At 44.7% G+C, this 25,392-nt stretch carries 26 protein-coding genes; 14 read left to right on the top strand and 12 right to left on the bottom strand.

The window, feature by feature from the left end; genetic code table 11:
- The first annotated feature begins 79 nt into the window (after window positions 1-79).
- From B3S93_RS15435 to hldE, 4 genes are read left to right on the top strand one after another with little or no spacing between them, the layout of a single operon-like run.
- On the top strand, window positions 80-415 hold the full coding sequence (locus tag B3S93_RS15435) for a DUF2782 domain-containing protein (RefSeq protein WP_292401047.1): 336 nt from the start codon (window positions 80-82) through the stop codon (window positions 413-415).
- 27 nt (window positions 416-442) lie between these two features.
- The gene (locus B3S93_RS15430) at window positions 443-1,399 is read left to right on the top strand and encodes a homoserine kinase (protein ID WP_292401044.1); all 957 of its coding nucleotides are present in this window, start codon (window positions 443-445) and stop codon (window positions 1,397-1,399) included.
- A gap of 28 nt (window positions 1,400-1,427) precedes the next feature.
- Window positions 1,428-2,465: a lipopolysaccharide heptosyltransferase I gene (gene waaC, locus B3S93_RS15425; protein WP_292401041.1), complete on the top strand. Its 1,038-nt coding sequence runs from the start codon at window positions 1,428-1,430 to the stop codon at window positions 2,463-2,465.
- A gap of 30 nt (window positions 2,466-2,495) precedes the next feature.
- The gene (gene hldE / locus B3S93_RS15420; RefSeq protein WP_292401039.1) at window positions 2,496-3,941 is read left to right on the top strand and encodes a bifunctional D-glycero-beta-D-manno-heptose-7-phosphate kinase/D-glycero-beta-D-manno-heptose 1-phosphate adenylyltransferase HldE; all 1,446 of its coding nucleotides are present in this window, start codon (window positions 2,496-2,498) and stop codon (window positions 3,939-3,941) included.
- Between the two features lie 196 nt (window positions 3,942-4,137).
- On the opposite strand, the gene B3S93_RS15415 is transcribed toward hldE, so the two are convergent.
- The 5 genes from B3S93_RS15415 to B3S93_RS15395 all read right to left on the bottom strand — a co-directional run bounded on the left by B3S93_RS15415 (window position 4,138) and on the right by B3S93_RS15395 (window position 8,048).
- Complete coding sequence (locus B3S93_RS15415) at window positions 4,138-4,650, bottom strand: hypothetical protein (protein WP_292401037.1); 513 nt, start codon at window positions 4,648-4,650, stop codon at window positions 4,138-4,140.
- Window positions 4,651-4,758: 108 nt separating this feature from the next.
- Window positions 4,759-5,127 (bottom strand): hypothetical protein, encoded by a 369-nt coding sequence (locus tag B3S93_RS15410; protein ID WP_292401034.1) that lies wholly within the window; start codon window positions 5,125-5,127, stop codon window positions 4,759-4,761.
- A 361-nt stretch (window positions 5,128-5,488) separates the two neighbouring features.
- Entirely contained in the window at window positions 5,489-6,292 is an 804-nt protein-coding gene (locus B3S93_RS15405; RefSeq protein WP_292401032.1) for an aldo/keto reductase, read from the bottom strand.
- Window positions 6,289-7,488 carry an FAD-dependent oxidoreductase gene (locus B3S93_RS15400; protein ID WP_292401029.1) on the bottom strand — a complete coding sequence of 400 codons (1,200 nt, stop codon included), beginning with the start codon at window positions 7,486-7,488 and terminating at the stop codon, window positions 6,289-6,291. Before B3S93_RS15400 ends, B3S93_RS15405 begins: the two co-directional genes overlap by 4 nt.
- A complete protein-coding gene (locus B3S93_RS15395; RefSeq protein WP_292401026.1) occupies window positions 7,485-8,048 on the bottom strand; it encodes a D-sedoheptulose-7-phosphate isomerase in 564 nt (187 codons plus the stop codon). The genes B3S93_RS15400 and B3S93_RS15395 overlap by 4 nt, the downstream gene beginning before the upstream one ends.
- 115 nt (window positions 8,049-8,163) lie before the next feature.
- Here B3S93_RS15395 and rfaP point away from each other — a divergent pair, with 115 nt between their 5' ends.
- From rfaP to B3S93_RS15375, 4 genes are read left to right on the top strand one after another with little or no spacing between them, the layout of a single operon-like run.
- The gene (gene rfaP, locus B3S93_RS15390; RefSeq protein ID WP_292401022.1) at window positions 8,164-8,964 is read left to right on the top strand and encodes a lipopolysaccharide core heptose(I) kinase RfaP; all 801 of its coding nucleotides are present in this window, start codon (window positions 8,164-8,166) and stop codon (window positions 8,962-8,964) included.
- Window positions 8,965-8,969: 5 nt separating this feature from the next.
- Window positions 8,970-10,355 (top strand): lipopolysaccharide kinase InaA family protein, encoded by a 1,386-nt coding sequence (locus B3S93_RS15385; RefSeq protein WP_292401019.1) that lies wholly within the window; start codon window positions 8,970-8,972, stop codon window positions 10,353-10,355.
- A gap of 27 nt (window positions 10,356-10,382) precedes the next feature.
- The gene (locus B3S93_RS15380; RefSeq protein WP_292401016.1) at window positions 10,383-11,510 is read left to right on the top strand and encodes a glycosyltransferase family 4 protein; all 1,128 of its coding nucleotides are present in this window, start codon (window positions 10,383-10,385) and stop codon (window positions 11,508-11,510) included.
- Between the two features lie 42 nt (window positions 11,511-11,552).
- Window positions 11,553-12,512 carry a glycosyltransferase family 9 protein gene (locus tag B3S93_RS15375; RefSeq protein WP_292401014.1) on the top strand — a complete coding sequence of 320 codons (960 nt, stop codon included), beginning with the start codon at window positions 11,553-11,555 and terminating at the stop codon, window positions 12,510-12,512.
- On the opposite strand, the gene B3S93_RS15370 is transcribed toward B3S93_RS15375, so the two are convergent.
- Together B3S93_RS15370 and B3S93_RS15365 are read right to left on the bottom strand one after the other, a co-directional pair.
- Window positions 12,509-14,233 (bottom strand): carbamoyltransferase family protein, encoded by a 1,725-nt coding sequence (locus tag B3S93_RS15370; protein WP_292401010.1) that lies wholly within the window; start codon window positions 14,231-14,233, stop codon window positions 12,509-12,511. The genes B3S93_RS15375 and B3S93_RS15370 overlap by 4 nt on opposite strands.
- Before the next feature lie 64 nt (window positions 14,234-14,297).
- The gene (locus B3S93_RS15365) at window positions 14,298-15,221 is read right to left on the bottom strand and encodes a DUF6625 family protein (RefSeq protein ID WP_349677854.1); all 924 of its coding nucleotides are present in this window, start codon (window positions 15,219-15,221) and stop codon (window positions 14,298-14,300) included.
- A gap of 163 nt (window positions 15,222-15,384) precedes the next feature.
- On the opposite strand from B3S93_RS15365, the gene B3S93_RS15360 reads away from it, so the two are divergent.
- Together B3S93_RS15360 and B3S93_RS15355 are read left to right on the top strand one after the other, a co-directional pair.
- Window positions 15,385-16,524: a glycosyltransferase gene (locus B3S93_RS15360; RefSeq protein ID WP_292401004.1), complete on the top strand. Its 1,140-nt coding sequence runs from the start codon at window positions 15,385-15,387 to the stop codon at window positions 16,522-16,524.
- Window positions 16,514-17,701: an O-antigen ligase family protein gene (locus B3S93_RS15355; RefSeq protein ID WP_292401001.1), complete on the top strand. Its 1,188-nt coding sequence runs from the start codon at window positions 16,514-16,516 to the stop codon at window positions 17,699-17,701. Before B3S93_RS15360 ends, B3S93_RS15355 begins: the two co-directional genes overlap by 11 nt.
- Window positions 17,702-17,703: 2 nt before the next feature.
- Here B3S93_RS15355 and B3S93_RS15350 read toward each other — a convergent pair whose 3' ends face one another.
- The 5 genes from B3S93_RS15350 to B3S93_RS15330 all read right to left on the bottom strand — a co-directional run bounded on the left by B3S93_RS15350 (window position 17,704) and on the right by B3S93_RS15330 (window position 22,343).
- On the bottom strand, window positions 17,704-18,852 hold the full coding sequence (locus tag B3S93_RS15350) for a glycosyltransferase (RefSeq protein ID WP_292400998.1): 1,149 nt from the start codon (window positions 18,850-18,852) through the stop codon (window positions 17,704-17,706).
- A gap of 78 nt (window positions 18,853-18,930) precedes the next feature.
- Complete coding sequence (gene waaF, locus B3S93_RS15345) at window positions 18,931-19,944, bottom strand: lipopolysaccharide heptosyltransferase II (RefSeq protein WP_292400995.1); 1,014 nt, start codon at window positions 19,942-19,944, stop codon at window positions 18,931-18,933.
- The gene (locus B3S93_RS15340; RefSeq protein ID WP_292401429.1) at window positions 19,944-20,750 is read right to left on the bottom strand and encodes a ZIP family metal transporter; all 807 of its coding nucleotides are present in this window, start codon (window positions 20,748-20,750) and stop codon (window positions 19,944-19,946) included. Before B3S93_RS15340 ends, waaF begins: the two co-directional genes overlap by 1 nt.
- 38 nt (window positions 20,751-20,788) lie before the next feature.
- The gene (gene pgeF / locus B3S93_RS15335; RefSeq protein WP_292400992.1) at window positions 20,789-21,544 is read right to left on the bottom strand and encodes a peptidoglycan editing factor PgeF; all 756 of its coding nucleotides are present in this window, start codon (window positions 21,542-21,544) and stop codon (window positions 20,789-20,791) included.
- A complete protein-coding gene (locus tag B3S93_RS15330) occupies window positions 21,522-22,343 on the bottom strand; it encodes an inositol monophosphatase family protein (protein ID WP_292400989.1) in 822 nt (273 codons plus the stop codon). Before B3S93_RS15330 ends, pgeF begins: the two co-directional genes overlap by 23 nt.
- Window positions 22,344-22,416: 73 nt before the next feature.
- On the opposite strand from B3S93_RS15330, the gene B3S93_RS15325 reads away from it, so the two are divergent.
- From B3S93_RS15325 to prmC, 4 genes are read left to right on the top strand one after another with little or no spacing between them, the layout of a single operon-like run.
- Entirely contained in the window at window positions 22,417-23,145 is a 729-nt protein-coding gene (locus tag B3S93_RS15325; protein WP_292400986.1) for a 16S rRNA (uracil(1498)-N(3))-methyltransferase, read from the top strand.
- Window positions 23,142-23,453, top strand: coding sequence for a DUF3301 domain-containing protein (locus B3S93_RS15320; RefSeq protein ID WP_292400984.1), 312 nt, complete (start codon window positions 23,142-23,144; stop codon window positions 23,451-23,453). Before B3S93_RS15325 ends, B3S93_RS15320 begins: the two co-directional genes overlap by 4 nt.
- A gap of 19 nt (window positions 23,454-23,472) precedes the next feature.
- Complete coding sequence (locus B3S93_RS15315; protein ID WP_292400982.1) at window positions 23,473-24,519, top strand: response regulator; 1,047 nt, start codon at window positions 23,473-23,475, stop codon at window positions 24,517-24,519.
- A gap of 20 nt (window positions 24,520-24,539) precedes the next feature.
- Window positions 24,540-25,382, top strand: coding sequence for a peptide chain release factor N(5)-glutamine methyltransferase (gene prmC, locus B3S93_RS15310; RefSeq protein ID WP_292400979.1), 843 nt, complete (start codon window positions 24,540-24,542; stop codon window positions 25,380-25,382).
- Window positions 25,383-25,392 lie beyond the last annotated feature (10 nt).

The raw sequence follows: 25,392 nt of genomic DNA, 5'->3' as shown, positions 1-25,392 counted from the left end.
CTGAAATTAGTGGCAAACAGATTGCTTTTATCATCGTAGCGGAAATGCTATCTTTATCGGAAATTAGTGGAGCCAAGTCATGTTAAAACCGTTTGCCATTGTATGCGCAATCAGCGCAATGTTCACAGGAAGTGCCTGGGCTGGGGCTGCGGGTCCTGATTTATCTGAACCCCCTGTTGTGCCGCCTACGTTACAGGATGGCGAAAGCATTGAACCTGAAATCACCATTATCCAGGAAGAAGATCGCACCATTGAAGAGTACCGCGTCAACGGTCAACTTTACATGATCAAAATCACCCCGGATATCGGCCCATCCTACTACCTGATGGATACTGATGGCGATGGTTCACTTGAAACCCAAAAACATAACCTTGCCAATCCCGAAGTGCCGAACTGGATCCTGTTGGAATGGTAACAAAAACTCCCGTTAACTGAGATTTTCATGTCTGTTTATACCGAAGTCGGGCGCGATGAATTAATGGCGTTCCTCGGCGACTATGCCGTTGGTAATCTGATTGATTATCAGGGCATTTCTGCTGGAATCGAAAATACTAATTATTTTGTGACCACTGACCAGGGCGAGTTTGTGCTTACTCTGTTCGAACAGCATGAGTTTGCCGAATTGGATTATTTCCTGGAAGTCATGACGTTTTTCTTCAAACATGGCATTCCCTCTGCGCATCCCGCTGAAGATAAACAGGGGAATTACCTCAAGTCCTTATGCGGTCGTCCAGCGGCGCTTGTTATGCGTCTGGCGGGACATACAGTTGATGAACTTGCCACACTGGGTCAATGCGAAGCCATCGGCGATATGCTGGCGCAAATGCATCTGGTGGGGCAGAAGTTTAAACACCGCCGGGCAACGCAACGCGGGGCCGACTGGCGCGAATCCATGGCTGAAACCTTGTTACCACATATGTCTGACGAGCAGGCCGACATGCTCAAAGCCGAACTGGATTTTCAGCAACATTACAGTGATTTGGATTTACCATGGGGTGTCACACATTCCGATTTGTTCCGCGACAACGCCTTGTTTGTTGATAATGAATTGCAGGGTATTATTGATTTTTACTATGCCTGCGATGAATTTTTGATTTATGACCTGGCCGTAGTGGTCAATGACTGGTGTGTTAACGAACAAGGCTTGATTGATAACGAGCGTTACCAGCGGTTGATGAACGCTTATCTGCAACGTCGTCAACTTAATGAGGCCGAACAGTCCAACTGGAATCTGGTTTGCCGTGCTGCGGCATTACGTTTCTGGCTTTCGCGTTTGCAGGATCAGCTTTTCCCACGTGAAGGTGAAATGACACAGATTAAAAATCCTGATGCATTTCTGAACATCCTGCAGCAGCATCGTCATAAGCCATTGTCTTTAAATACTTTGCAAAACGCTTGATGTTATTTCATCAGGCGTTTTTCCGTATATGAAAGTATTAATCATCAAGCTCACCTCGATGGGCGATTTAATGCATGCGTTACCGGCGCTGAGCGATGCGGCAAAAGCCTTTCCCGGCATTGAGTTTGACTGGGTTGTGGATGAAGCCTTTGCCGAAGTGCCTAAATGGCATCCCAATGTTCGTAAAGTGATTACCACATCGCATAGACGCTGGAAGAAATCCGCCTGGCAAACCCTGACCGGTGGTGAATTACGCCAGTTTTATCGTGAATTGAATCTCGATGATTACGATGCAGTTGTCGATATGCAGAATAATCTGAAAAGTGCGCTGGTCAGTAAGTTACGGCGTGGCCCTGTATATGGTCTGGATAAACAATCCTGTCGTGAACGCCCGGCTCATTTGGCTTATCAATATCCGATAACGGTCAATCCACAGCAACACGCCGTGGATCGGATGCGGCAGATCCTGTCACAGGCGCTGGATTATCCACTCCCCAAAACACCCGCTAAATATGCGGCGAATTTCAGTAAATATCCGTTACCTGAACTCGAGTTTGCGTTACCCGAGCGTTATTTGATGTTTGTACATAATGCCAGCTGGCTGACCAAGCTCTGGCCGATTAATTTCTGGCAACAACTGGTGTTTCAGGCGCGAGCTGAAGGCTACGCGGTGCTTTTGCCTTGCGGCAATAATGAAGAATATCTGCGTGCTCAGCAGATCGCCTCAGTCGATCCAATGGCATTTGCGTTACCGCGATTAGGCCTGAACGATATCGCGGCAATAATGCATCACGCGGCGGGTGCCGTATGCAGTGATACCGGATTAGCTCACCTTGCAGCCGTAGCCGGAACGCCAGCATTAACCTTATACGGTGCGACAGACACAGCGTTGATTGGCACTTATGGCAAACATCAGCAGCATCTGGTCAGCGAATTTAACTGCGCCCCATGCTATAAACGCAAATGTCCATTACCCGCCTCACGCAATGGCGAACCTGTCTGCATGACTGAAATGATACCGGAAATGGTTTGGCATGGACTGCAACCGCTTTTAGCCGCACAATAACCGCTTTCTCAAATCAATAAATCAAACGTTATGAAAAATGCATTCCCGGATTTTCGGCAGGCCAATGTCGTCGTAATAGGCGATTTGATGCTGGATCGCTTCTATTTCGGCAAAACCAAACGCATCTCACCTGAAGCGCCGGTGCCGGTAGTGAACGTTGAACGATTGGAAGATATTCCGGGTGGCGCCGCCAATGTTGCGATGAATATTGCTTCACTTGGGGCCAAATGCAGTTTGTCCGGCATTACCGGTCAGGATGAAGCCGCGCAGGTATTACAGCAGCGACTGGGTTCTGTCAGCATTGAATGTGCTTTTCATCAAACGGTCAACCATCCTACCATCATTAAATCCCGTATTATCAGTGCGCATCAGCAACTGTTAAGGATGGATTTTGAAAGCCGCTTTACCGTGGAAAGCGCAGTTGGGATGACTGAAAAAGTCACCTCATTATTGGTCAACGGTGGTGTGATGGTTTTGTCGGATTACGACAAAGGCACGCTGCATGATCCACAACAGTGGATTAAGCTGGCAAAAGCCAATTCCATGACCGTGCTGGTCGATCCAAAAGGTAATGATTTCAGTAAATACCGTGGCGCGGATTTAATCACGCCCAATCTCACTGAATTTGAAACGGTGGCGGGCGAAATTCAGTCAGAAGCTGACTTGATCGAAAAAGCCAAAAAGCTTATTGCAGACTATGACATTAAAGCGGTCTTAATTACCCGTAGCGAACAAGGCATGTCGTTAATCACTAATGACAATAGCGAATTTCATTTACCGGCCATTGCCAAAGAAGTGGCGGATGTCACCGGCGCAGGGGATACCGTCATTGCTACCCTAGCTGCCGCACTGGCAGCTGGACAATCCCTGCAACAAGCCGTGACTTTAGCCAATGTTGCCGCCAGTATTGTGGTCAGCAAACTGGGCACATCAACTGTCAGTGAACCGGAATTGTTTGCCGAATACCAACGCCATCAGGGCTCCCATCAAAGTGATCATTCCTTTGCTGGTGCGGTGACGGTCGAGCAATTAAAAATTGCCGTTGATCAAGCCAAAAAACGTGGCGAGAAAATCGTTTTTACCAATGGCTGTTTCGATATTCTGCATGCCGGACATGTCAGTTATCTGCATCAGGCGCGTGCTCAGGGCGATAGATTAATTGTCGCCATTAACAGTGATGAATCGGTCACCAAACTCAAAGGCAAAGGCCGTCCGATTAACACCGCCGATCGCCGTCAGATTGTACTGGCAGGCTTGGCCGATGTGGATTGGGTCACCGTCTTTGAAGGTGATACACCGGAAGACCTGCTCAGAGAAATCCAGCCGGATATCCTGGTTAAAGGCGGCGACTACGATAAAAAAGGCGTGGTTGGATGGGAAATCGTCGAAGGCTACGGTGGTGAAGTCAGAGTGATGGGCTTAACTGAAAACTGCTCCACCACGGCGATTGTGAATAAGATTCATCAGGATAGATAAAGGCAATTTATCCGCAGATTATTTATTAAGATTAATAAACCACAGAGACACAGAGGGCACTGAGGTTTCAAAGAAGTTTATCCGCAGATTACGCAGATTCTCACAGATTATTAGGGTGTTTTGGTAGGCTTGGTTGAATGCAATTAAACCTAATAAATATCGAAAATGCAGGTTGAAAATGTTGGGTTTCACAAGCTCAAGCCAACCTACTTTGCTTAAATGGTAGCAGCCGTTTTATTTCCAGCAATGTTGAAAGGAGCATATTGGCTTTTACATCCCATACTTGAAATTCATTATCTGTTATTGGAGCGCCTTTATTCCACTGAACAAAGCCGACTCCTTCATCTAGTGGACGCATCAAGGCTTCATCAGAAACATCTAGAACGGAATGAGCTAGTTTGTTTCTAAATTCTTGAATTTGCTGAATATTGTTTAAAAACTCTCTGTTTTGTTCCCAGTATATAGGGTAATCGGTTTTAACAATTTCTATGAGAATTTCTTTCTTCTTCTGCAGGGATATTTTTTCTGCAACCTTGGTATAGAAAAGCTCTCTTTTATCTTCATCATTGGTGCAAAAATATTCTGTCAATATGACTGCAATTTCGCGCTCAATTACAGCTACAGAATTTAAAAAGCTTCCTCGCAAATGGCGTGCTTTTTCATGCAACCTTTTCACTGATTTACGTTTATTTTCGTAGGCATCGTCCATATCTCTACCTCACACAAGCAATCACAACAAATAAAAAGCGAAGTTTACAAAAATATTCCAACCTTCCATGCTAACTAAATGAGATAACACCAAAATAATCCCCTTACTCTATGAATTCACCTTTTTCTTGAGGTCCTGATAGTGATAATAAAGCATCTTGAAACTAATTAAGCCCACTAATAAAAGAATGATCCCCGCTATCAACGAATAACTCATAAATAAAAGAATAAGCCAAAGCCCAGTGAACATTGCCCCAGTGATGAGTAGTGCTTGAAGTTGCTTCGAGTAACCAAACAATGCTGCCAAGCAAGCTCCTGTAAGTAGAGGGATTGAGAACGCACTAGCAATGATTGCCAAATAATATTTCCAGCCAACAGAAGGGCTCTGCAAAAAACTCATTACAAAAGCTATCTGTAACCCAAGGAGAGCTGCCGATACATAGAATAAAGTCTTGTAGAAAGGCTTAAGTTCAAACATCGTTATACGATACTTAGCAGAGTGTAACTGGAATAAGTTGTTTCATAATAAATCTCATGCAAAACCTTCTATCCTTGTTGAGTATTCGAAATTAAAAAGCTTATGGTTGGTCACTCTCAAAATAAGAACAAAAAACCATTCGCGACGAATTTAAGCTTGTAAAAAAGTTTGTCAGAACCACTAATACATTAGCCGCTAGAATGGTAGCTATCATAATCACTGAAAATTAATTTATTAAAGGTTTTTACAATTATTTAGTTGTCCCTAAACCCATTTTTTTAAATCTGCGTCCATCTGCGTAATCTGCGGATAAATCTTTGAACCTCAAAAATCTCCGTGCCCTCCGTGTCTCTGTGGTTAATTACTTATCAAAAGCCGCAATAGCCTTAGCCACATTATCAGCCAAATGCACCGGGTTAATCGTCCCAACCACCACACTGGCCACCGCTGGATTAGCAAAGATCATTTCAAAGCTGGCACTGACGCTGTCTTTGGTTGAGTTGGCAGGCAAATGCCCACTGGCAAAGGCTTTTTTGATAAAGATCGCTTTATTGAGCTGGTTGGCCGTATCAATCACGATTTGTTCGTCCTGATAGGCGAGGTTATGGGTGACCATGACGATATCGGATTGTTGCAGGGCGAGCAGGCCGCCATCGACGGTTTTGCTGGATATGCCGGTAGCGCCAATCAGACCTTGTTGTTTTAACTCATTGAGTGTTTCCAATGCCTGATATTGTTCAATGATAGGTACATCGTTGCCGTCGGAGTGAATCAGCACAATATCAATCATTTCTCGATTGAGACGTTGCAGACTTTGTTCAACACTTCTAATAATCGCATCATGGGAAAAATCGAAATGTGACTCGCCGGTCTTGGCATCAAACTGTTCTCCGGCTTTGGAGCAGATAATCCAGTCATGTGGCAGTTGGGGCAATAACTCGCCAAGGCGTTGTTCGCTGTTGCCGTAGGCAGGGGCGGTATCAATCAGATTGATGCCTAAATCCCAGGCTTGCTGCAGCAAGGCGAGGGTGGCTTCATCATTGGGAATGGTAAAAGATTCGGGGTATTTAACGCCTTTATCTCGACCCAATTTGACGGTGCCGAGTCCCAGTACCGAAACATCCAGCCCGGTGCCGGGAATGGTTTTTTTTGGCAGTTTATTCATTTTGTAAATGCCCGATCCCAGAGTGGTTCAGCCAGTTGTGCCAGGGGCAAAATATGCTGTTCTGGATGGGCTGTTTTTTGCACATTTTGTTTTGCCAGTGCTTCAATAACTTTATCAGCCAGGTCGGGGGACAGGGCGAGTTTGGTCGGCCAGGCGATATGCAGGTTATTATGGCTGCTGACATAGGCGCTATCCGGCCGTGCAAAACCGCTTTGTTTGGGTTCGGCGCGATTGACGTTATGCGTAGTCCATTCCAGTTCCGGCAGGGTAAACCACGGCAGTATTTGTTTGAGTAAAGCTCTTGCTTCTTCAACCAATTTAGCGGGATCTTTGCCGACACCTTCTTCGGCGATATTGCCACCGAGATACCAGACGATATTGCCGGTTTTATCGGGATGGCTACTGATGGTGGCAATCGGTTTACTGCCACTGCCAAGACTATGCGCATAAATCTGCGGTAGCGGGTTGGCTGGATCTTTGGATTTGCAGAGCAACATTTGTAAAGGCCGTTTCTGCATTTTGGGTCGGGTCAGTTGCAGGCTTTTTAACAGTTCACCCGTGCCTTCACCGGAAGTCAGTACAAACTGCTGGGCCTGAATTTCCAGTTCTTCACCAAAGCGCAAGGCAGTGATATTGCCATCCTGCTTGATCCATTCCGGTTCTATGTCTGGTGTCTTTAAAATCGTTGCGGCATAAGGCTTGATTAAGGCTTTAAGCAAACTGGCAACATCCAGTACCGGTTCATCCAACTGGTATAACGCGCCTTTAAAACCTTCATCGGCAAACAAGCCGCTGCGTTCGGATTTGGGAATATTCTGCATCCGGCTTTGCAGTGCCTTGCTGGCAAAAAACGACACCATTTTGGAAGACAAGCTTTGTGTGGACCAGAGCAGTTGATGGTCGGTAAACACATTGACGCTGGATAAATCGATTTCGCCGTTGCCTTGCAGACAGGCTTTCCAGCGGGCTGGCATCTCACTGATGGTTTGCGCGGCGTTGGATAAAATGCCATTTAACGCATATTTGCTGCCGCCATGAATAATGCCCTGAGCACTAAGGGTCTGGGCATGACCAATTTTCTGATTTTCCAATAGCAGGCAGTGATAACCCAACTGGCTCAATCGGTTATGCAGCCATAATCCGGCAATGCCGGCGCCAACAATGACCACATCTGCGGTGATGATTTTTTGACTCATGCTTTGCTGAGTTTCTCGTCCAGTGCTTCACACAACCAGTGACCAATCAGGATATGGCCTTCTTGAACCCGAGCGGTTTCAGTATCGGCTACACAGACACAATGATCAGCAATGGCTTTAAGTTGTCCACCACTATGACCGGTAAAGGCAATCGTTGCACAACCGGCTTTTTTCGCGGCGTTAATGCCGTTAATCACATTGGCACTGTTACCGGAAGTCGATAAACCAATCGCCACATCGCCGGGTCGGGCCAGCGCCTGAATTTGCCGATCGAATACGGTTTCAAAACTGTAATCGTTACTGTGAGCCGTCAGAATTGAAGTGTCGGTGGTCAGCGCAATCGCGGCCAGTGGTCTGCGATCTTCTTTATAACGAATGACAAACTCCGCGGCCAGATGCTGGGCATCAGAAGCGCTGCCGCCATTGCCAAAGAACAACACTTTATTGTCATTCAGCACGCAGTCGCTGATAAGGGCCAGTAAATCATTTAATTGAGGCTCCATTTCAAACAAGCTTTCAATCATCTTTTGGTGGCGTTGCAAGGTGGATTTAAATGACACGGCTTACCTCATTTCGGCTCTGGTGGTAGTATTTGTGGTTTCCTGCAAACAGTGTAACAAAACGCTGTGCGCGTTCGCACAACTCACTGCTTGGCATAGCCTTTAGATGGCCTTAATGAAAAAGAATTCCTGTTATTTGCGACAAGATTTGGCCCAGGTCTGGGCCGATAAACCGGTGTTTGATATTTTGGCGAACATTGATGGCGAGATCTTTCGTGATAAAGAGGGCCGCCGGACCTTGCGCTTCGAGCTTAATGAACAGTCGTATTTTCTGAAATATCATCAAGGTGTCGGCTGGTCTGAAATCATCAAAAATCTGCTGCAATTACGTTTACCGATTATCAGTGCGCGCAATGAATGGCAGGCAATTTATTTTCTGGAAAAACATGGCATTGAGACCATGACGCTGGCCGGTTACGGCGAGAAGGGCATTAATCCGGCGACCTTACGTTCGTTTGTGATCACCGATGATTTAATCAATACCATGAGCTTGGAATTTGTTGGTGAGCAGTGGCAACAGCGTCCACCAAGCTTTGCCACCAAGCAGGCTTTGATTCGAAAGCTGGCCAATATGGCGGGCACCATGCATAAAAACGGCATGAATCATCGTGATTTTTATCTGTGTCATTTTCTGCTCGATGAACGCTTTGCCGAAAATAATACTTTTACAGATAACACGCCGGTGTATCTGATTGATTTACATCGTGCCACTATTCGCCAGAAAACACCGAAACGCTGGCAGATAAAAGATTTGGGCAGTCTGTATTTTTCGGCTTCCAGAGTACCTTTGACCAAACGGGACAAATTACGGTTTATGCAGATTTATTCAGGATTGCCGCTGCGGACATTGCTGAAAGAGCAAGCTGATTTATGGCGTGAGGTGGAACGCCGTGCCCAGAAGTTATTGGCGGAATAATGGTGATGCAGACTGCTGAAAGTTTATTAAAAGAACTACCTGCTACTTTTCCGGTTGAGCTGGAACTGGGCGGAGTGGTTTATCAAATCCATTCGGTATTACGGTTTCTCGCCGGACGGCGAATCGTGCTGCATGCCAGCGATGAAAGCGGCGAATATGTCCTCAAGTTATTTACTGCACAAGGCAAAGGCGAGCAGGAATATCAACGTGAACTGGCAGCACATCAACATTGCACAAAAGCTGATATTGCCGTCGCGCCAATTTTGCAGCATGCCGACGATCAGCAGGGCATCAGTTTTATCGTCTATGCCTTTTTACCGAAGGCAGTCACCTTAAATGAATTATCAGAGGATGTGTTCCCGCTGACGGCCTTATTTGATTTGTTTGGCCGTTGCCATCAAAACCAGTGCTATCAGCAGGATCCGCATCTGGATAATTTTGTGTTTTCCAATAACACACTCTATTTATTGGACTTGGCTTCCGTGGTTTGCCCGAAAAAGCCGTTGAAAATGGCAACCTGCCTGAATAATCTGGCACGGCTGATGGCCCAGTTTCCTCTGGAGCAGCAGGAGTGGTTGTTAAATGGTTTGCCCGCCTATTTTGCTGCCAGAAATATGGTGCTGGATCCTATTGTTGAGCAGCAATTACTCGGCAAGATTAAAAAAGCCCGTGACTATCGCCAAGCGCATTATCTGAAAAAGCAGTTTCGATCCTGCACCATGACACGTTATCGAAAATCTTTGATGTTCGAGGCGGCATGGCGTGCCAATTTATCTTCCTCTTTAGCAGAGCAGCCTTTAACGGTGTTAAATCAAGTGATGCAGGACGGAATTTCTCTGAAAAAAGGTAACTCTGCTACCGTGGTTAAAAGTGAACTGGCGGGACAACCGTTAGTTATCAAACGCTATAATATGAAAACGCCATGGCATTTCTTACGGCGTTGTCTGCGTAAAAGTCGTGCCAATGTGTCCTGGTACAATGCCAATCTGTTGGAGTTTCTGGGCATTGCCACACCGCAACCACTTGGCTTTGTCGAACAGCGGTTTTTCGGACTGCGGCATAAAGCTTATTTTATCTGCGAGCATATTGCAGGGCGTTCATTGGCAGACCTTTCTGACTCGGAAATTCAGCAACCTGAGATGCTGCAGCAAATCAGCGATTTGTTTGAGCAGTTACATCTGCATCATATTTATCATGGCGATTTAAAAGCCAGCAACTGGCTGGTCGATAATCAGCAAAAAATCTGGCTGATTGATTTGGATGCGATGCAGCAAATCACCAAAACCGGTTTCAAGAGTTTGCATAAACAGGATCAGCAGCGATTTTTACGCAATTGGCCGGTAGGCGAAACTCGTCACCTGTTAACCAAAGCGATCAAAGCAGAAAGGTAGTAATTCAGTGTTAAACGGAACGCATTTATGAAGCTGGCGGTATGCCTGTATAAATATTTTGCCTATGGCGGCCTGGCGCGTGATTTTCGGCGGATTCTGGAAATTCGCCGCGATGCCGGGGATGAAATCGATGTGTATTACATTGAATGGCTAGGCGATCCGATTCCCGGTTTTAACCAAATTCCGATTAAGGTTTCAGGGCTGACCAATCATGCCAAAGTACGGGATTTTTATAATAAATCGCAGCCATTAATTGCCGCCGGTAATTATGATCTGGTGATTGGCTTTAACAAAATGCCGGGACTAGATTTGTATTACGCTGCCGATCCCTGTTATCTGGCGCGAGTCAGACAAGAACCCAGTTATATCATCAAACAGTTTTTTGGCCGGGTAAGGTTTTATGAAGCCTGGGAGCGGGCCGTTTTTGGACCCCAGAGCCAGACCGTATCAATGATGATCTCATCAGTACAGCGCAAACTGTTTGAGCAGTATTATCAGACACCCCCTGAAAGGCTGGTAGATCTGCCGCCCGGTATCGATCCGGATCGGGTAAGGCCCGATGACTGGCAAATACAACGTCAGCAATTTCGCCAAAAGTTATCGTTAAATGATGATGACTTTTTACTGCTGATGATAGGCTCTGGTTTTAAACGTAAAGGCGCTGATTTCGCTATCGAGGCCATGGCTGCTTTACCAGAGGCTTTACGTGAAAATACACATTTGTATGTGGTAGGTGAAGATAATGCCAAACCCTTTGAACAACTGGCGCAAAAGCTTGATGTCGCTGAGCGAACCCATTTTATGGGTGGACGCGATGATGTATCGAAGTGGCTGTTGGCGGCAGATGTTTTTTTACACCCGGCGCGTTCTGAAAATACCGGTACCGTGATTCTTGAAGCTATGGTAGCTGGACTGCCGAGTATGGTCAGCAGTGCCTGTGGTTATGCCAATTATGTAAAAGACTCGAACAGCGGCGAATGTATCGATCAGCCGGAAGATACATCAGCTTTCAGTCAACAATTGACTAAAATGCTCGATAAACAACGACTGCAAGAGCTATCAGTGAATGCTCTTGATTATGCCGCCACACATGATTTGTATAGCATGCCGCAGCGGGCTGCGTCACTTATTGAAATGTTAGCCACAAGAAAGTAAACAGATAAAATCACTAGATAATTAAATAAAAATGTTAAATGCATGAAATCAGTTAAAAGAATAGCTATCGTTCCTTTCCCTGCTCTTGGTGATGTCACAATTTGTTTACGGTTAGCACAAAATCTTACTAATAGTGGTTACGAAGTTACACTGTTTGCAAATTTCATCACTTCAGCAACATTAAACTTCCCTTGGCTCACGCTTGGGAGCTTGCCGAATGATCCTGATATTTTAATGTCGACGTACAATCTGATCCTTCTGGATGTATTGTCGCCGTGGGTAAAAAAGCATTTAGTGGATTTAGAAGTATCTAAAAATATACTACTTTTCACATCAAAAAATTACTCTAAAAAACTACCAACAAAAACGTTTTCAAATAAAGACATAATCTCTCAATCATCAGGTAGTTTTAATAACCGTCCACTGTGTTTAGATAAAAACAGCACAAAAAGTATGATTGACTGGGTTGATGAGTATGGGCTGGAGGTATTAGGTGTTAAAGCCGATTCATCGTTACCTGCAGTTACTTTCCATCAGCCTAAGCAATTTAAAAATTTAGTTGTGATTTTTCCAACAACGCCTAATCCTAAAAAGAACTTTTCTATCAAAGGCTTTAATAAACTTGCAAAACAGCTAGTGAGCATGGGGTTTCAAGTAGAAGTTATTGTTATGCCCCATGAAAAAGAACTTTTAGAAGATAAGTTTGGGACAATAAACGTTAAAACATTTCAGGAAATCGCACATTTAATAGAATATCTGCGAGCAGCTAAAGTGGTGATTAGCAATGATTCAGGTGGAGGACACCTTGCAGCAATGCTAGGTATCCCCACAATAACCATTACCCGTAAAGATAAAAACTTCGTATGGCGTCCAGGTTATAACTTGGGAAATGTAGTTTCACCAATTATTACTCTGAAATTTGGTGGCGAACATATCTGGCGACCATTTATTTCAATTAAAAAAATTGAAAGCATCACCAAAAAAATTATGCGTAATAGTTAAACTTTGGTGATCAGAATATCTTCCATCACCAGATATTGCAGATCGGAACCGAAGAACATATTAAGAGCATCGGTCGGGCTACAGACCATCGGTTCACCACGGCGATTCAGTGAGGTATTCAACACCACGGCATTGCCAGTCAGTTTTTCCATTTCTTCGATCAGTTCGTAATAACGTGCATTGGTTGCGCGGGTCACGATTTGTGCCCGGGCGGTACCATCTTCATGGACCACTTCCGGAATCCTTGATTTCCAGCTTTCTGCCACATCAAAGGTAAATGTCATATACGGGCTTGGATGCTCTGTTTGCAGAATTTCCGGCGCCACTTTATCCAGCATACTTGGGCAGAATGGGCGCCAGCGTTCACGGTATTTGATCTGTGCGTTGATACGATCCGCGACACCGGAGTGATTTGGTGAACCCAAAATGCTTCGATTACCCAAGGCACGAGGCCCAAACTCCATACGTCCCTGGAACCAGGCAACAGGATTACCATCAGCAAGAATTTTTGCCGTGTCGGCACATACATCATTTAAATATTGCCAGCTAACCGGCTGTGTATAACGCTCACAGGCCTCAATACATTGTTGAGTGGTATAGGAAGGACCGAGATAAACATGCTCCATTTTCTCTACCGGTACACCTGCTAATTGTGAAGCATAACTGGCTGCTCCAATTGCGGTACCCGCATCGCTGGAAGCCGGTTGTACAAACAATTCTTTAACACCGTGCATGGCAATAATGCGTTGATTGAGTTTGACGTTGAGAGCTACACCGCCTGCATAAGCGACTTTACCGGTTTCACGAATAATATCGCCAAGGTAAAAATCAATCAGATGCAAAGCACATTTTTCAAGTAAGGCCTGAATGCTGGCAGCATAATCAATATAGGGTTCGTCCTTTTCATCACCTTCACGCATCGGGCCTAACCATTCAATGAGTTCAGGGCTGAAGAAATAGCCTTTGCCATTTTTTTTATAGCGGCGAAACCCAACGGTATTAACCAGCTTGGTATTAACCTTGAATTCGCCATTTTCACAATGAATCAGGCGTGAAAAATCAAAACGGTTCGGATCACCGTAAGGTGCCATGCCCATGACTTTAAACTCGCCATCAAGCATTTCAAAACCGAGATATTCAGTCATCGCGCCATAAACACCGCCGAGTGAATCGGGGTCATAGAATTCTTTGATTTTATGAATTTTGCCATTTTCGCCATAACCAAAAAAGGTCGTGGCATATTCGCCTTTCCCATCAATGCCGATAATCGCAGTTTTTTCCTGAAAACCACTTAGATGATAGGCGCTACTGGCATGGGCCAGATGATGTTCAACCGGGACAAACTTGACTCGCTTTGAATCAATACCTAAATCATCCAGCAGTTTCATCACGTTTTTGTGGTTACGCCAGTAACGACGATTACCGGAGAATAAAGCCGTTAATGCTCTGTCAGGCGCGTACCAGTGACGTTTGGCATAATGCCAGCGAGCCGGGGATTGCAGACCAATCTGCGCATAGGGAAACGCGACAATATCGATTTCATCTGGACGGATGCCCGCTTGTTCAAGACAGTATCTGGTGGCTTCATAAGCCATTTTGCCCTTGGCATGTTTGTCACGGAGGAAGCGTTCTTCTTCGGCGGCCGCCACCAGTTTTCCATCGATATATAAAGCAGCTGAGGCGTCGTGATTTACTGCGCCGGAAAGGCCTAAAACGATCATAAATTATCTTCGAGTTGCGTAAAAATGTTGTTCAGTATATCAAGCGTGAGGGGGCAGAGACCATCTAACCTTTCAGATAGTTAGGATTAATCGGAGTAAAGCCTTGCGGGGAGATTTGAAAACCATTTTTACGAGCTTGCTCGATATCGATTTGCACCAATTTATCTAGTGAACTCCATGCTGCTGGTGCGTCACGCAGATTTTTGGGTAACCAGCGATTCGATTTCCAGTTCATGAAGTGAAGATACATAAATTCCCTGTTATCTCTATCATTGGTTAGGTGACCATCTTTCCAGAACCATTGCTGGGGATGATCCGAGCTTCCATCAAGCCACTTAATTGGTGAGAGAACGGTACTAAATTGTTCTTTATATAAAACCCGTCTTTGATAACGTGAACTGTACGACCACAGCTTACGTAACCATAATGGATGATTTTTATGGCGAACAAACAGCTTGGAAAATTTTGACTCATCCAATCCGATATGTTCATCCCTTTCCATTAACTTCTGCCAATCCGGGATTTTACGAAACGCCTGGCGATATCGATCGGTATTACGGAAAATGGCGAGATGACCGGAAAGTCTGCGGTTATGTGTGCCGATAACATCATATTTTTGCAGTAACTCGTCAGTAATAAAGTCTCTTATCTGACCATAAATGATATCGACATCACCCACCGCAAAAAAATCATAATCTTTGATATCGGATTCATGGATAAATCCCAAGGCGGGTTTCAAATCACACAGCTTATAAGGACTTGAAGGATTAAAATTGATAGCTAAACGATCGCTTGCCAAGCGTTTATATTCTTCAAAAGACAGGTGGATATATCTGACATTGGAGCACTGATTCACCGGCTCACCGCAGTCAGTATAAAAAAGCCAATTGATTTGAGGATTATTTTTGCAACTTTCTATATACAACTCGAACCATTCTGGCCACTGACCAAAATATGGAATGATTATGATGATCTTTTGGTGTTGCATTGTTCAATTAAGTCCAACTAAAAATTAATGCTTTCTAGTTCAAGTATTTGACATTAGTAAAAACATATTGCTGTTCTATGAACTAAGTTTTATGCCTGGTTTATGAAAGTCCAAAGGGGGAATTATGCTGTATAATTTGAGGATTTCCAACAAAGCAAATTAGATGGCAAACCGAGATATTTCTGTCCTTCAACTTCATCAAGGCTACAACATAAAGCCGATTGATGTAGCTGACCTTGCTGAACAGGTAATCAAAGCGCTTCCACCTGAAAAATTCTCCACTACAACATTATTTGTAACTGGCAAACCTAAACCTGGTGAAAAAGAGAGCTGTGCGGAACGAACCATCTACCTTGAACTGCCAAAAAAATATCTAAGAGGTTTGAGACTGCGAGCTCTTTATGAATTATTTAACATCTTTAGAAAAGATCGCTTTGATGTTGTAATTTGCAACCGATTCAAACCTACCTCATTAATGGTCTGGTTACATTGGCTTATTGGCCGACCTAAATGTCTTTCGGTTGTGCACATCCTTAGTGATTATCGGCCATTTATGCGAAGATTGATGGTCAGGTTAATTGCACATAAATGGCATTTTGTTGCGGTTTCAGAATCAGTCCGACAAGGACTCTTTGATCTGAATTGTGGTTTTAATGAACATAACGTTACCGTCATTGAAAATGCCATCGATTCAGAACAAATGTTATCGCTGCTCTATCCAGCAGACGTTTCCAGAAAAACACTCGACTTGCCAACAGCAAAGACCATAGTGGGTACGATTGGAAGGCTTGATAAGCGTAAAGGCCATATCGACCTGATAAGAGGTTTTGCCAAGATCCATCAACAATTCCCCGATGTCTTAATAGCAATTATTGGTGAAGGTAAAGAACGTAAAACACTAGAAACTGAAATTGCGAGCCTAGGCTTATCCGAGAAAGTATTTCTTTTAGGTAACGTAGATGGTGCTGCTAGGTATGTAAAAGCTTTCGATATTTGGATTATGCCTTCTCATAGTGAAGGTCTGCCGCTGGCATTAATGGAAGCGATGACGGCAAAACTTCCCATACTGACAACATCAATTCCCTCTATGGATTACATTGTTCGTCCGGCTGGTGGAATGTGTTTTGAAGTTCAAAACCCTGATGATTTAGCAAAAGTACTGAGTGATTGTTTGAAGTTGACTCCAGAACAAAGAGCAGAATTAGGAGAACAGTCCTTTAAATACTTACAGGCTCAGTTCTCTTTACAACGTTATCGAAACGAGTACCTATCTTTAATCGAGAGACTTTTGAATGACCGTTAGAACCTATTTTAGTTGGATGCTGGCATTATTTGTGGCATCTTTTTTAGTGTTACCTACTAGTAAAATGGGGAATAATTTTTATTACATCTTCATTGCAATTCCGGGGCTTTACCTTTTACTTAGAAACTACAAATTACTTAAGCCAATAAATTCAACGGAATGGGTTTTTTTGATTTTATGCTCGGTAATTACCTTTTATTCCGCCTTTTATCATACTAGGGCCATTATTCATGCCCTATATGTTCTGGTATTTGTTTATTCAATATCTCGCTTTGTAGACCCAAACTTTTTCAGCAGTAAAACCTTTGCCAGAATGTTGTTCTGGGGGGGGCTTCTTTACACTACTGCTTGTGCTATTTCCTTTTATTTAATTGGCAACGAACCCTTAGGGACTCGTCTGAACCCCGGTATATCAAGACTCTACAGTCCTATTCAGATCAGTATGTTTATTAGTTGTAGCTTGTTTATAGTTGGTCCGCACTGGATTAAAGATAGAAATTTTTGGGAAGGACTTATTGGCTTTGTTTTGGCTTTTTTGGCCATTGCTTTAATCCTCCAGAGTCGCACTGGCCTTGTTGGAATGGGCGTATGGTGTGCTTTTATGTTGATCTGTATGGTAAGAGGTTTCGGTTATAAAGGACTGATATTTCTGGTTGCAGGTTTACTGACATTAATGGTTATATCAATTCCAATGTTTGATTTGGCTGGCCAATCTACTGAACTGATTGAGCGTGGTGATTCGCATCGTTTGGCTATTTGGAACGGCTACCTGTTAGCGTGGCGTGACTGTGGAGTAATGCTGGGATGTGGTTATCCAGAAACTCCCTCTCCTCACTTGGTATGGCAGCCTGATGGAAGTGAGGTATTTATCACTCACAATATACTTGTGAATTTACTTTATCATTACGGCATTGTGCCCTTAATACTGTTTTCTATCATGATTCTTAGTATTTTAAATATGGCATGGCAGCAAAAAAACTGGTGGGGTGGATTTCTTTTTGCCGGGGTTTTAACCTTGATGCTTGATAGTAACAGTATTATCAATAATCCTGATGAAGTTTGGTTAATGCTGTGGTTACCTTTTGCCTTAATTCTTGCCAAAGAATGGCAAAGCAAAAGAGAAACAATAAAAAAGACTATAAACTGGTCAGGTACCCCAATTGTCGATTCAAACTAAATTTATTTCAATATTTCTGAGTGATTAGATTTTAGTATCTGACTGAAAAATGTATGTTTTGCTGATTCATCAGAAAAATAGTTTTCAAGTCGTTGCTGCGTCATACGTTTGGGCTTATTCTCATCATTTGCCAGCTCAGCAATCTTATCGGCAAGCTCATCTGCATTTCCCAGTTCAAATAATAAACCTGTATCACCTACAACCTCTGGTGCACCGCCACAATCTGAACTGATAATCGGCAGGTTTGCTGCCATAGCTTCTAATAAAACCATACCAAACGGTTCGTGATCTGATGCTAAAACGAAACAGTCGAAAGCTTTGAAATACTGTCTTGCTAGAGGAATTTTGCCGAGTAACAACACATTATTTTCAATTCCCAGTGAATGGATTAATGTTTTGAGCTCATTTTCAAGTCGGCCTGTACCAATCATGACCAATAGCGATTGTTCAGGTAACCTTTCAAGCGCTGAGGCAAATCCCCTAATCAAAGTTTTGGGATCCTTATCGGGGTGGAGCCTGCCAACACTTCCTACTACCCAGGCGGTGTCCGATAAATTTAGTGCTTCCCTGGCCTGAGTACGAGTTAGTAGTTCACTTTGAACTTTTTCAACATCAAGGTGATTATAAAAAGTGACAATCTGCTCCGCAGGCCAATGAGATAAATGAAGTCGAATTTCATCTCGAACTGCATTCGATACAGCCAGAATTGTAACTCGATGCTGGAAACGGTTGAGCATCCAGCGCCGGCTGGAGCGATCAAAGTCCCCAAAGCTATGGCGGATACTATAAATCGGTAATTTTGTAGCTAATAAACCTACGTAAGCAGATTTAGCACGGTGTGCGATACAAAACTCAAAAGGATATCGTTTTGCAATTTGGTGAATTTCACGAATAACTTGAAGTTTTAAGCCCCGTAGTTTTTTGCTGGAGTGCCCCAGGAAAATGACCTCATCCGAATCTGCTGCTTTTGCCACAGCATCGTCTGGTTCACCTGTCATAAAAACAGTTACTACCCGATATTTTGTCCCTTTAAATATCGCGGAAAATTGACGGGCACAATCAAGAAATGGATCGTAATAACAGTGACAAATTTGAAGAATATAATGCGTATCTTCATTATTATCAAAATGGTTTCCTTCAGTATCCGTCATGACTTATTCTTCAACATTTAGTAACCTTGCCACATTCTAATCCCTTACTCTTTCTATTGTTATGGTGTTGATAAAAAATCAATTTGTTAGAACTATTTTGGTAATGGTGGCAGATGAAATATCCTGCATACATTTATGGTGGCCCAGTGGACAGGTCCGCTGAAAACAAGGGCTACACTCAATAGGTATCTGCACCAGTTGGGCATTATCGGAGAGTGGCGGGGTAAAAGCAGGCGAAGTCGGGCCGTAAATCGCGATTAAAGGCTTATTGAGTGCAGCAGCAATATGCATCAAGCCGGAATCATTACTGACGACCTGATCCGCTGTGGCAATTAAATCTATGGCTTCGCCCAGTTGGGTTTTACCACATAGGTTCACTACATTGTGTTTATCAGTTATACCTTCAACGATCTCTTCAGCTACCGCTATATCGGCTTTTGAGCCCATAATCAAAACTTGCCAGCCTTCCTGCGTAAGCCTCTCACCCAGCTCAGCGTAATGAGTTGCTGGCCATTGTTTTGCCGGCCCAAATTCAGCGCCCGGGCATAAAACCAGACGTTTCTGATTTGGCGATTTAACCGGAGCAAGTTCACTGGATACAGGTTCAGCAATCATTTTGGGAGGAAAATACTCTGGTGCGAGATGTGCCTGACTTGCCGGATATGCCAGCGCTACAAAACGTTGCACCATTAACGGTAAAGCTTGTTTATTGAGTTTGCGTGGATCGTTAAGCAACCCATAACGCATTTCGCCTAACCAGCCGGTGCGAGTGGGTATTTTGGCAAACCAGGGAATAAGTGCTGACTTCCAGGAGTTTGGCAGCACAATAGATTGATCATACTTTTTATGGCGTAAACTCATACCGATTTGCCGGCGTTGCTTCCAGCCAAACACACCATGGGTTACCGGCATGCTAATGGCTTCACGGATTTCCGGCATACGTGCAACTAATGGACGGGTCCATTCTGGTGCCAGCACATCAATATTGCCATCTGGATAGCGCTGTTTAAGCGCAGCAAATAAAGACTGCGCCATCACCATATCACCGACCCATGATGGGCCAATGATCAATGTATCGTGTTTAGCTGGCATTAATGCAGCGTGCTATGCGCCAGATAAATAAACACCACCCCTGCAGCAATCAAGGAGATTTGCTGGAATGTTTCGGAAGGTTTTACTTTGCTGTGCAGACCCGGAATCAAATCGGCCACAGCAATATAAATAAAACTGGAAGCTGCAACAACCAGAATATACGGAAGAATGTGCTGCATATCGGCCAGCAGGAAATAGGCGGCTACGGCACCGACGACCGTTGCCAGACTGGAAAGCATATTGAAATAGAGTGCCTTGCGCCGTGAGTAACCACTGTGCAACAAGATGACAAAGTCACCTAGTTCTTGGGGGATCTCATGTGCAGCAATCGCCAATGCGGTGACAATCCCCAGATGTACATCCGTTAAAAATGCGGCGGCAATCAAAACACCATCAACAAAGTTGTGAATGGCATCGCCAATCAAAATTAAAGCGCCAGCGGCTTTTTTGGGATCTTCCTGATGATGGTGGTGGTGATCATCCCCCAGTTCTGGAATATTTTCATGACCATGATGGCTGTGACAGTGACGCCATAACACCATTTTTTCCAACAGGAAAAAACTCAATAAACCAATCAGTAACGTGAGCCCGATAGTATGTGGATCAACCACAAATTCATGCTCAATGGCGTGCGGTAGCAAACCCAGGAAGGAGGCACCAAGCAAGGCTCCAATAGCAAAACTGACCAGATGAGGCACTGCATGTTGGCGAGTATTGGTGGGTAATAGCAGAAAACTTGACGCAATTATTACGCTTAGCAGCCCCCCCAGAATACTGAAAATGATAATCCAGATTAATAAGTCCATATGTACCTGACCGACAAAAATAATGCGCAAATCATACCTTATTCAGCTCCAATCCATATCAGTGTTGCCATTCGCCCTGTTACACCATCGCGGCGAAACGAGAAAAAACGCTGTTTTTCAGTGAAGGTACAATTGTCACCTCCATAGATTGCAGTTACGTCTTGCGCAATCAGGCGTTGTCTGGCGAGCAGATAGATATCTGCCAAATAACGATCGGTATGAGTTGGAATAAAAGCCGATTCAGCCTCAGTATCAATTGCCACAAATCCAGCTTTAACTTCCGGGCCAACTTCAAAAGCCTGTGGGCCAATCGCCGGGCCCAGCCAGACAATGATCTCTGAAGATGGCGCTTTGAACTGGGCCAATGTGTTTTCAATAATGCCGTTTTTTAAACCACGCCAGCCTGCGTGAACAGCAGCCACTTGTGAACCCGATCTATCCGTCATTAATAACGGTAAACAATCTGCTGTCATTACCGTACAGACTGTGTCTGGTGAATCACTGATGATGGCGTCGGCTTCAATATCGGCTTGCCAACGTTTTGCATCAATAACGTCGGTGCTATGGGTTTGCTTAAGCCATAACGGCTCGGCTGGTAATAAAGCCTTTTCAAATAGTCTCTGTCGGTTAGCCGCTACCGCCTGTGGGTTATCGCCAACATGATCGCCCAAATTTAACGAAAAATAGGGGGCCAGACTTTGTCCACCGTTTCGGGTGGTGGTAATTGCTCTAATATGTTTTGGAGCAGGCCAGTTTACTTCGAGAAATAATTCAGCCATCACTACGCGGTACATGCAGGTAATCACGCCAGGCGGCAAACAGGTTTTCATCGCTGGCAGCACAGGTTGAACGGGGAGTTAAACTACGGCTGAACACCGGCTCATTATCCAAAGTACAGGCAAATGCACCAGCTTCCTGAATAACCAGCTGTGCTGCAGCATAATCCCAAATCTGCTGCCGTCCATGCAGATACAATTGAGCACGCCCCGCAGCCAGCCAACAAAGCTCCAAGGCAATTGAGCCCAGACTGCGTTGCGAACCATAAGGTTTTTCTTCAACCAGTCGTTTAGAGAGGGATATGGGTAAACGTTTGAAATCTATGATGGCCAGGGTCTGATTAAGTGCAAGTCCGGAAATTTCAGCTTTTAATCGCTGACCGTTAAGCCATGCCCCTGCGCCTTTTTTTGCCGCAAAACACTCATTCATTACCGGGTCATAAACTAATCCAAGCGTTACTTCGCCCTTTTCAATAAGGGCAAGGGAAATGGAAAAGAAGGGCATGCCGGCGGCAAAATTACTGGTTCCGTCTATTGGATCGAGGCACCAAAGTGCGTCATTACTGCCGAGTAATTCAGCTTGTTCAAGGGCAGTCATTTCCTCGCCAAGTAATTTGATATCTGGAAAATCCCGCTGCAAAACCTCGGTGATGGTCTGCTGCATCAATTTGTCAGCAACGGTTACCACGCTGCCATCATGTTTATATTGACGGCTGACAGTATTGAATAATGGCATTAAATGCTGCTGAACCGTGTCAGTCAGGCAATTTTGAAGTTTGGCGAGGTCGGTATCCATGGCAAAAAGTATATCAGCCATTTACGGTTTATTATTCAAACTCTGTGATGCAGTCTGTAAACTGCTGATTCATTTTGTCAGTTGAAGCTTGTTTATGCGTGTTTCCCGTTTTTATTGCGCGTCTCTAGTGCCTGCCAATTCACCAATGCAGTTGCCAGATGAGGTTTTCCGCCATGCCGTGCAGGTGCTTCGCATGAAGCCTGGTGCTTTATTGAATTTATTTGATGGGCAAGGCCTGGAATATCAGGCTCAGCTGGAGCAGGTTGATAAGCGTCAGGCCACCGTCAGCCTGCAACAGCAAATACACACAGATAATGAGTCTCCATTGGATATTCTGTTGATGCAGGGTATTTCAAGAGGCGAACGGATGGATTACGCCATACAGAAAGCGGTTGAGCTTGGCGTGAAACGTATTATGCCGGTGGTGACCGAGCGTTGTAATGTTCAGCTTTCCGGGGATCGTGCCGAGAAAAGAATAAATCATTGGCAGGGAGTGATTATCAGTGCCTGTGAACAAAGTGGCAGAAGTTATTTGCCTGAGTTATTGCCCATCACTTCGATAGATTCAGCTTTGGAAAATGTGAACGATGCCTGCAAACTGGTCTTGGATCCAGAGGCGATAAAAAGTTTTTCCAGTGTAAAAAAAGCCCAGCAGATCGCTTTACTGATTGGTCCCGAAGGTGGCCTGAGTGAAATAGAGGTACAACGGGCAAATGATGCGGGGTTCAGTGGTATTACATTAGGGCCGAGAATTCTGAGAACCGAAACCGCTTCTGCAGCAGCATTAGCGATGGTGCAGGCTGGCTGGGGAGATATCGCGTGAATGATAGTACCATTGTGTTGTTGATTCTGGCGTTCATAGGCTGGATATGGTGGGACAGCCGCGGCGTTGCGGAACACGCAAGCAAGGTTGCCAGTCAATATTGTCAGTCGATGGGGGTGAGTTTTCTCAACGATACTGTGGCCTGGCAAAAAATCCGTCTTAAACGAGGTGCGACCGGCAGAGTACAATTAGAGCGTACCTATTTTTTTGAGTTTGCCAGTGATATGCAACAACGTTATCGTGGTGAAATCGTCATGTTGGGTAAACGCGTCAAGACGATCCAACTGGATCCGCACCGTTACAGTTAAGTCATCAGAGGTAGAAGGTATGACCACCAAACTTGCATTAGTCGTTGATGATTCCCGTGTTGCCCGCATGATGTTGTGCAAACTACTGCAATCTGCTGGATTTTCAGTAGTTGAGCAGGGTAGTGCTGATGAAGCCTTGTCGTGGCTGGAAAGCAGTGACCAAACACCATTAATTATTTTTATGGATTTGATGATGCCTGGCATGGATGGCTTGACTGCTACCCGTCAGATAAAAAATGATGCCCGCTGGCAATCCATTCCGGTGGTACTTTGTACCAGTAATGACAGTGAAGCGGATAAACTGTCGGCGCACGACAGTGGGGTATTGTCTTTATTGTCCAAGCCACCGGAAGCACAACAGTTACAATCGATTTTAGCTGCCTTATCAGCCCCTTCTGTGGCCACAGAAGAAAAACAACCCTCTGTACCCGAACCGTTATCGCCTGTTGAAATTCCCGCTATTCCATCAATTGAAGAAATTACTGCGCAGGTTGAGCAACAGTTATTATCAAGCTGGTTACAACAGGCTCAACAGCAAACAGAGCAACAAAGTCAGCAGATTGCAGAAAATATCGCCCGGCAGTTGATTGATGAAAAACTGGATGGATTAGCGGCAAGGCTGTCTGCAGAAATAAGTCAGCAGATCAGTAATACGGTACAGGAAAAGGTTCAGCATCAACTCAACACTCAAACGGAACAAATGCAGACGGTATTGTTGGAAAAAGCCGCTGATGCCGCTGAAACAGCCATGCAAAACTTGAATCAGTCCAATCACTGGCAACAGCAAGTAGCGGCGCAAACTGAGCGCTGGTTGGCCAGTCAACAACACACGATTGAACAACAATTGATAACGGCACTGCAACCCAGAATTGAAACAGCAATAACCGAGCAACTTGCAGTAATGCCTGACGCAGTTGATCCCACGACCGAAACCTTGCAGCAGGAACTGGCGCAACTGCAATTCCAACAAAATCAGCTGATTAAGCGGCAGCGTATGACCAATGCATTATTGATGGTCGCGCTGGCGGCTGGTGTATTGGCGTTGTTACAAATCAATTTATTCTGAGTTGATGAATTAACAAGAAAATGACGATTCAACAGGCTTTGCAATGGGCCAGATTGCAACGGGTCATGAGTCCAACGCTGCGACTAGATATTGAAAGTCTGTTATGTCATGTACTGCAGTGCACTCCATCACGATTGATCAGTTATCCGGAACAACAACTTACATCATCCCAGCAACAGAACTTTGTTTCACTGGTGGAACAGCGCCAGCAAGGCATCCCGGTTGCACACTTGACCGGCAGTCGAGGCTTCTGGTCACTGGATATTGAGGTCAATCAGCATACCCTGATCCCACGACCGGACACCGAGCTGCTGGTGTCACTGGCCCTGGAAAAAATTCAGCCGGGAATGTGTATTGCCGATCTTGGAACCGGCAGTGGGGCTATTGCACTGGCGATTAAATCGGAATGCCATGATATCTGGATGCTGGCAACAGATTTTTCGGAGGCTGCCTTGCAGCAGGCTAAACATAATGCGGTAAAAAATAATCTAGACGTACATTTTTTTCGTGGTCAATGGTTGGATGCCATTCAGCCTGAGACTCTGGACATCATTATTTCAAATCCACCTTATATCCGTTCAGATGATCCTCATTTAACCAATGGCGATTTACGCTTTGAACCCTTATCCGCACTGGCTTCGGGAGAGGATGGTCTGGATGATATCCGGCTACTGGTTCACCAATCATCTCGGGTCTTAAAGTCTGATGGCTGGTTAATGGTAGAGCATGGTTATGATCAGTCGCAGGCTGTTCAGGTATTGTTCCAGCAAGCCGGCTTCATTGAGATACAGGCTTTTCAGGATTATGGCCAGCAGGATCGCGTGGTCATTGGCAAACGTTCCGTAAGTGGCGAATTCAGGTAATATACTGCTG

Origin of the sequence: Methylophaga sp. UBA3613, assembly GCF_002375415.1 — a bacterium.
GTDB lineage: Bacteria > Pseudomonadota > Gammaproteobacteria > Nitrosococcales > Methylophagaceae > Methylophaga.
The sequence above is the reverse complement of the archived record's forward strand: the minus strand, read 5'-3'. Positions and strand labels throughout refer to the sequence as shown.

Excerpts from the sequence above, each read along its gene's own strand:
- B3S93_RS15435 (WP_292401047.1), top strand. The coding sequence starts at position 80 with ATGTTAAAACCGTTTGCCATTGTATGCGCAATCAGCGCAATGTTCACA.
- B3S93_RS15430 (WP_292401044.1), top strand. The coding sequence starts at position 443 with ATGTCTGTTTATACCGAAGTCGGGCGCGATGAATTAATGGCGTTCCTC.
- waaC (WP_292401041.1), top strand. The coding sequence starts at position 1,428 with ATGAAAGTATTAATCATCAAGCTCACCTCGATGGGCGATTTAATGCAT.
- hldE (WP_292401039.1), top strand. The coding sequence starts at position 2,496 with ATGAAAAATGCATTCCCGGATTTTCGGCAGGCCAATGTCGTCGTAATA.
- B3S93_RS15415 (WP_292401037.1), bottom strand. The coding sequence starts at position 4,650 with ATGGACGATGCCTACGAAAATAAACGTAAATCAGTGAAAAGGTTGCAT.
- B3S93_RS15410 (WP_292401034.1), bottom strand. The coding sequence starts at position 5,127 with ATGTTTGAACTTAAGCCTTTCTACAAGACTTTATTCTATGTATCGGCA.
- B3S93_RS15405 (WP_292401032.1), bottom strand. The coding sequence starts at position 6,292 with ATGAATAAACTGCCAAAAAAAACCATTCCCGGCACCGGGCTGGATGTT.
- B3S93_RS15400 (WP_292401029.1), bottom strand. The coding sequence starts at position 7,488 with ATGAGTCAAAAAATCATCACCGCAGATGTGGTCATTGTTGGCGCCGGC.
- rfaP (WP_292401022.1), top strand. The coding sequence starts at position 8,164 with ATGAAAAAGAATTCCTGTTATTTGCGACAAGATTTGGCCCAGGTCTGG.
- B3S93_RS15385 (WP_292401019.1), top strand. The coding sequence starts at position 8,970 with ATGCAGACTGCTGAAAGTTTATTAAAAGAACTACCTGCTACTTTTCCG.
- B3S93_RS15380 (WP_292401016.1), top strand. The coding sequence starts at position 10,383 with ATGAAGCTGGCGGTATGCCTGTATAAATATTTTGCCTATGGCGGCCTG.
- B3S93_RS15375 (WP_292401014.1), top strand. The coding sequence starts at position 11,553 with ATGAAATCAGTTAAAAGAATAGCTATCGTTCCTTTCCCTGCTCTTGGT.
- B3S93_RS15370 (WP_292401010.1), bottom strand. The coding sequence starts at position 14,233 with ATGATCGTTTTAGGCCTTTCCGGCGCAGTAAATCACGACGCCTCAGCT.
- B3S93_RS15365 (WP_349677854.1), bottom strand. The coding sequence starts at position 15,221 with ATGCAACACCAAAAGATCATCATAATCATTCCATATTTTGGTCAGTGG.
- B3S93_RS15360 (WP_292401004.1), top strand. The coding sequence starts at position 15,385 with ATGGCAAACCGAGATATTTCTGTCCTTCAACTTCATCAAGGCTACAAC.
- B3S93_RS15355 (WP_292401001.1), top strand. The coding sequence starts at position 16,514 with ATGACCGTTAGAACCTATTTTAGTTGGATGCTGGCATTATTTGTGGCA.
- B3S93_RS15350 (WP_292400998.1), bottom strand. The coding sequence starts at position 18,852 with ATGACGGATACTGAAGGAAACCATTTTGATAATAATGAAGATACGCAT.
- waaF (WP_292400995.1), bottom strand. The coding sequence starts at position 19,944 with ATGCCAGCTAAACACGATACATTGATCATTGGCCCATCATGGGTCGGT.
- B3S93_RS15340 (WP_292401429.1), bottom strand. The coding sequence starts at position 20,750 with ATGGACTTATTAATCTGGATTATCATTTTCAGTATTCTGGGGGGGCTG.
- pgeF (WP_292400992.1), bottom strand. The coding sequence starts at position 21,544 with ATGTACCGCGTAGTGATGGCTGAATTATTTCTCGAAGTAAACTGGCCT.
- B3S93_RS15330 (WP_292400989.1), bottom strand. The coding sequence starts at position 22,343 with ATGGCTGATATACTTTTTGCCATGGATACCGACCTCGCCAAACTTCAA.
- B3S93_RS15325 (WP_292400986.1), top strand. The coding sequence starts at position 22,417 with ATGCGTGTTTCCCGTTTTTATTGCGCGTCTCTAGTGCCTGCCAATTCA.
- B3S93_RS15315 (WP_292400982.1), top strand. The coding sequence starts at position 23,473 with ATGACCACCAAACTTGCATTAGTCGTTGATGATTCCCGTGTTGCCCGC.
- prmC (WP_292400979.1), top strand. The coding sequence starts at position 24,540 with ATGACGATTCAACAGGCTTTGCAATGGGCCAGATTGCAACGGGTCATG.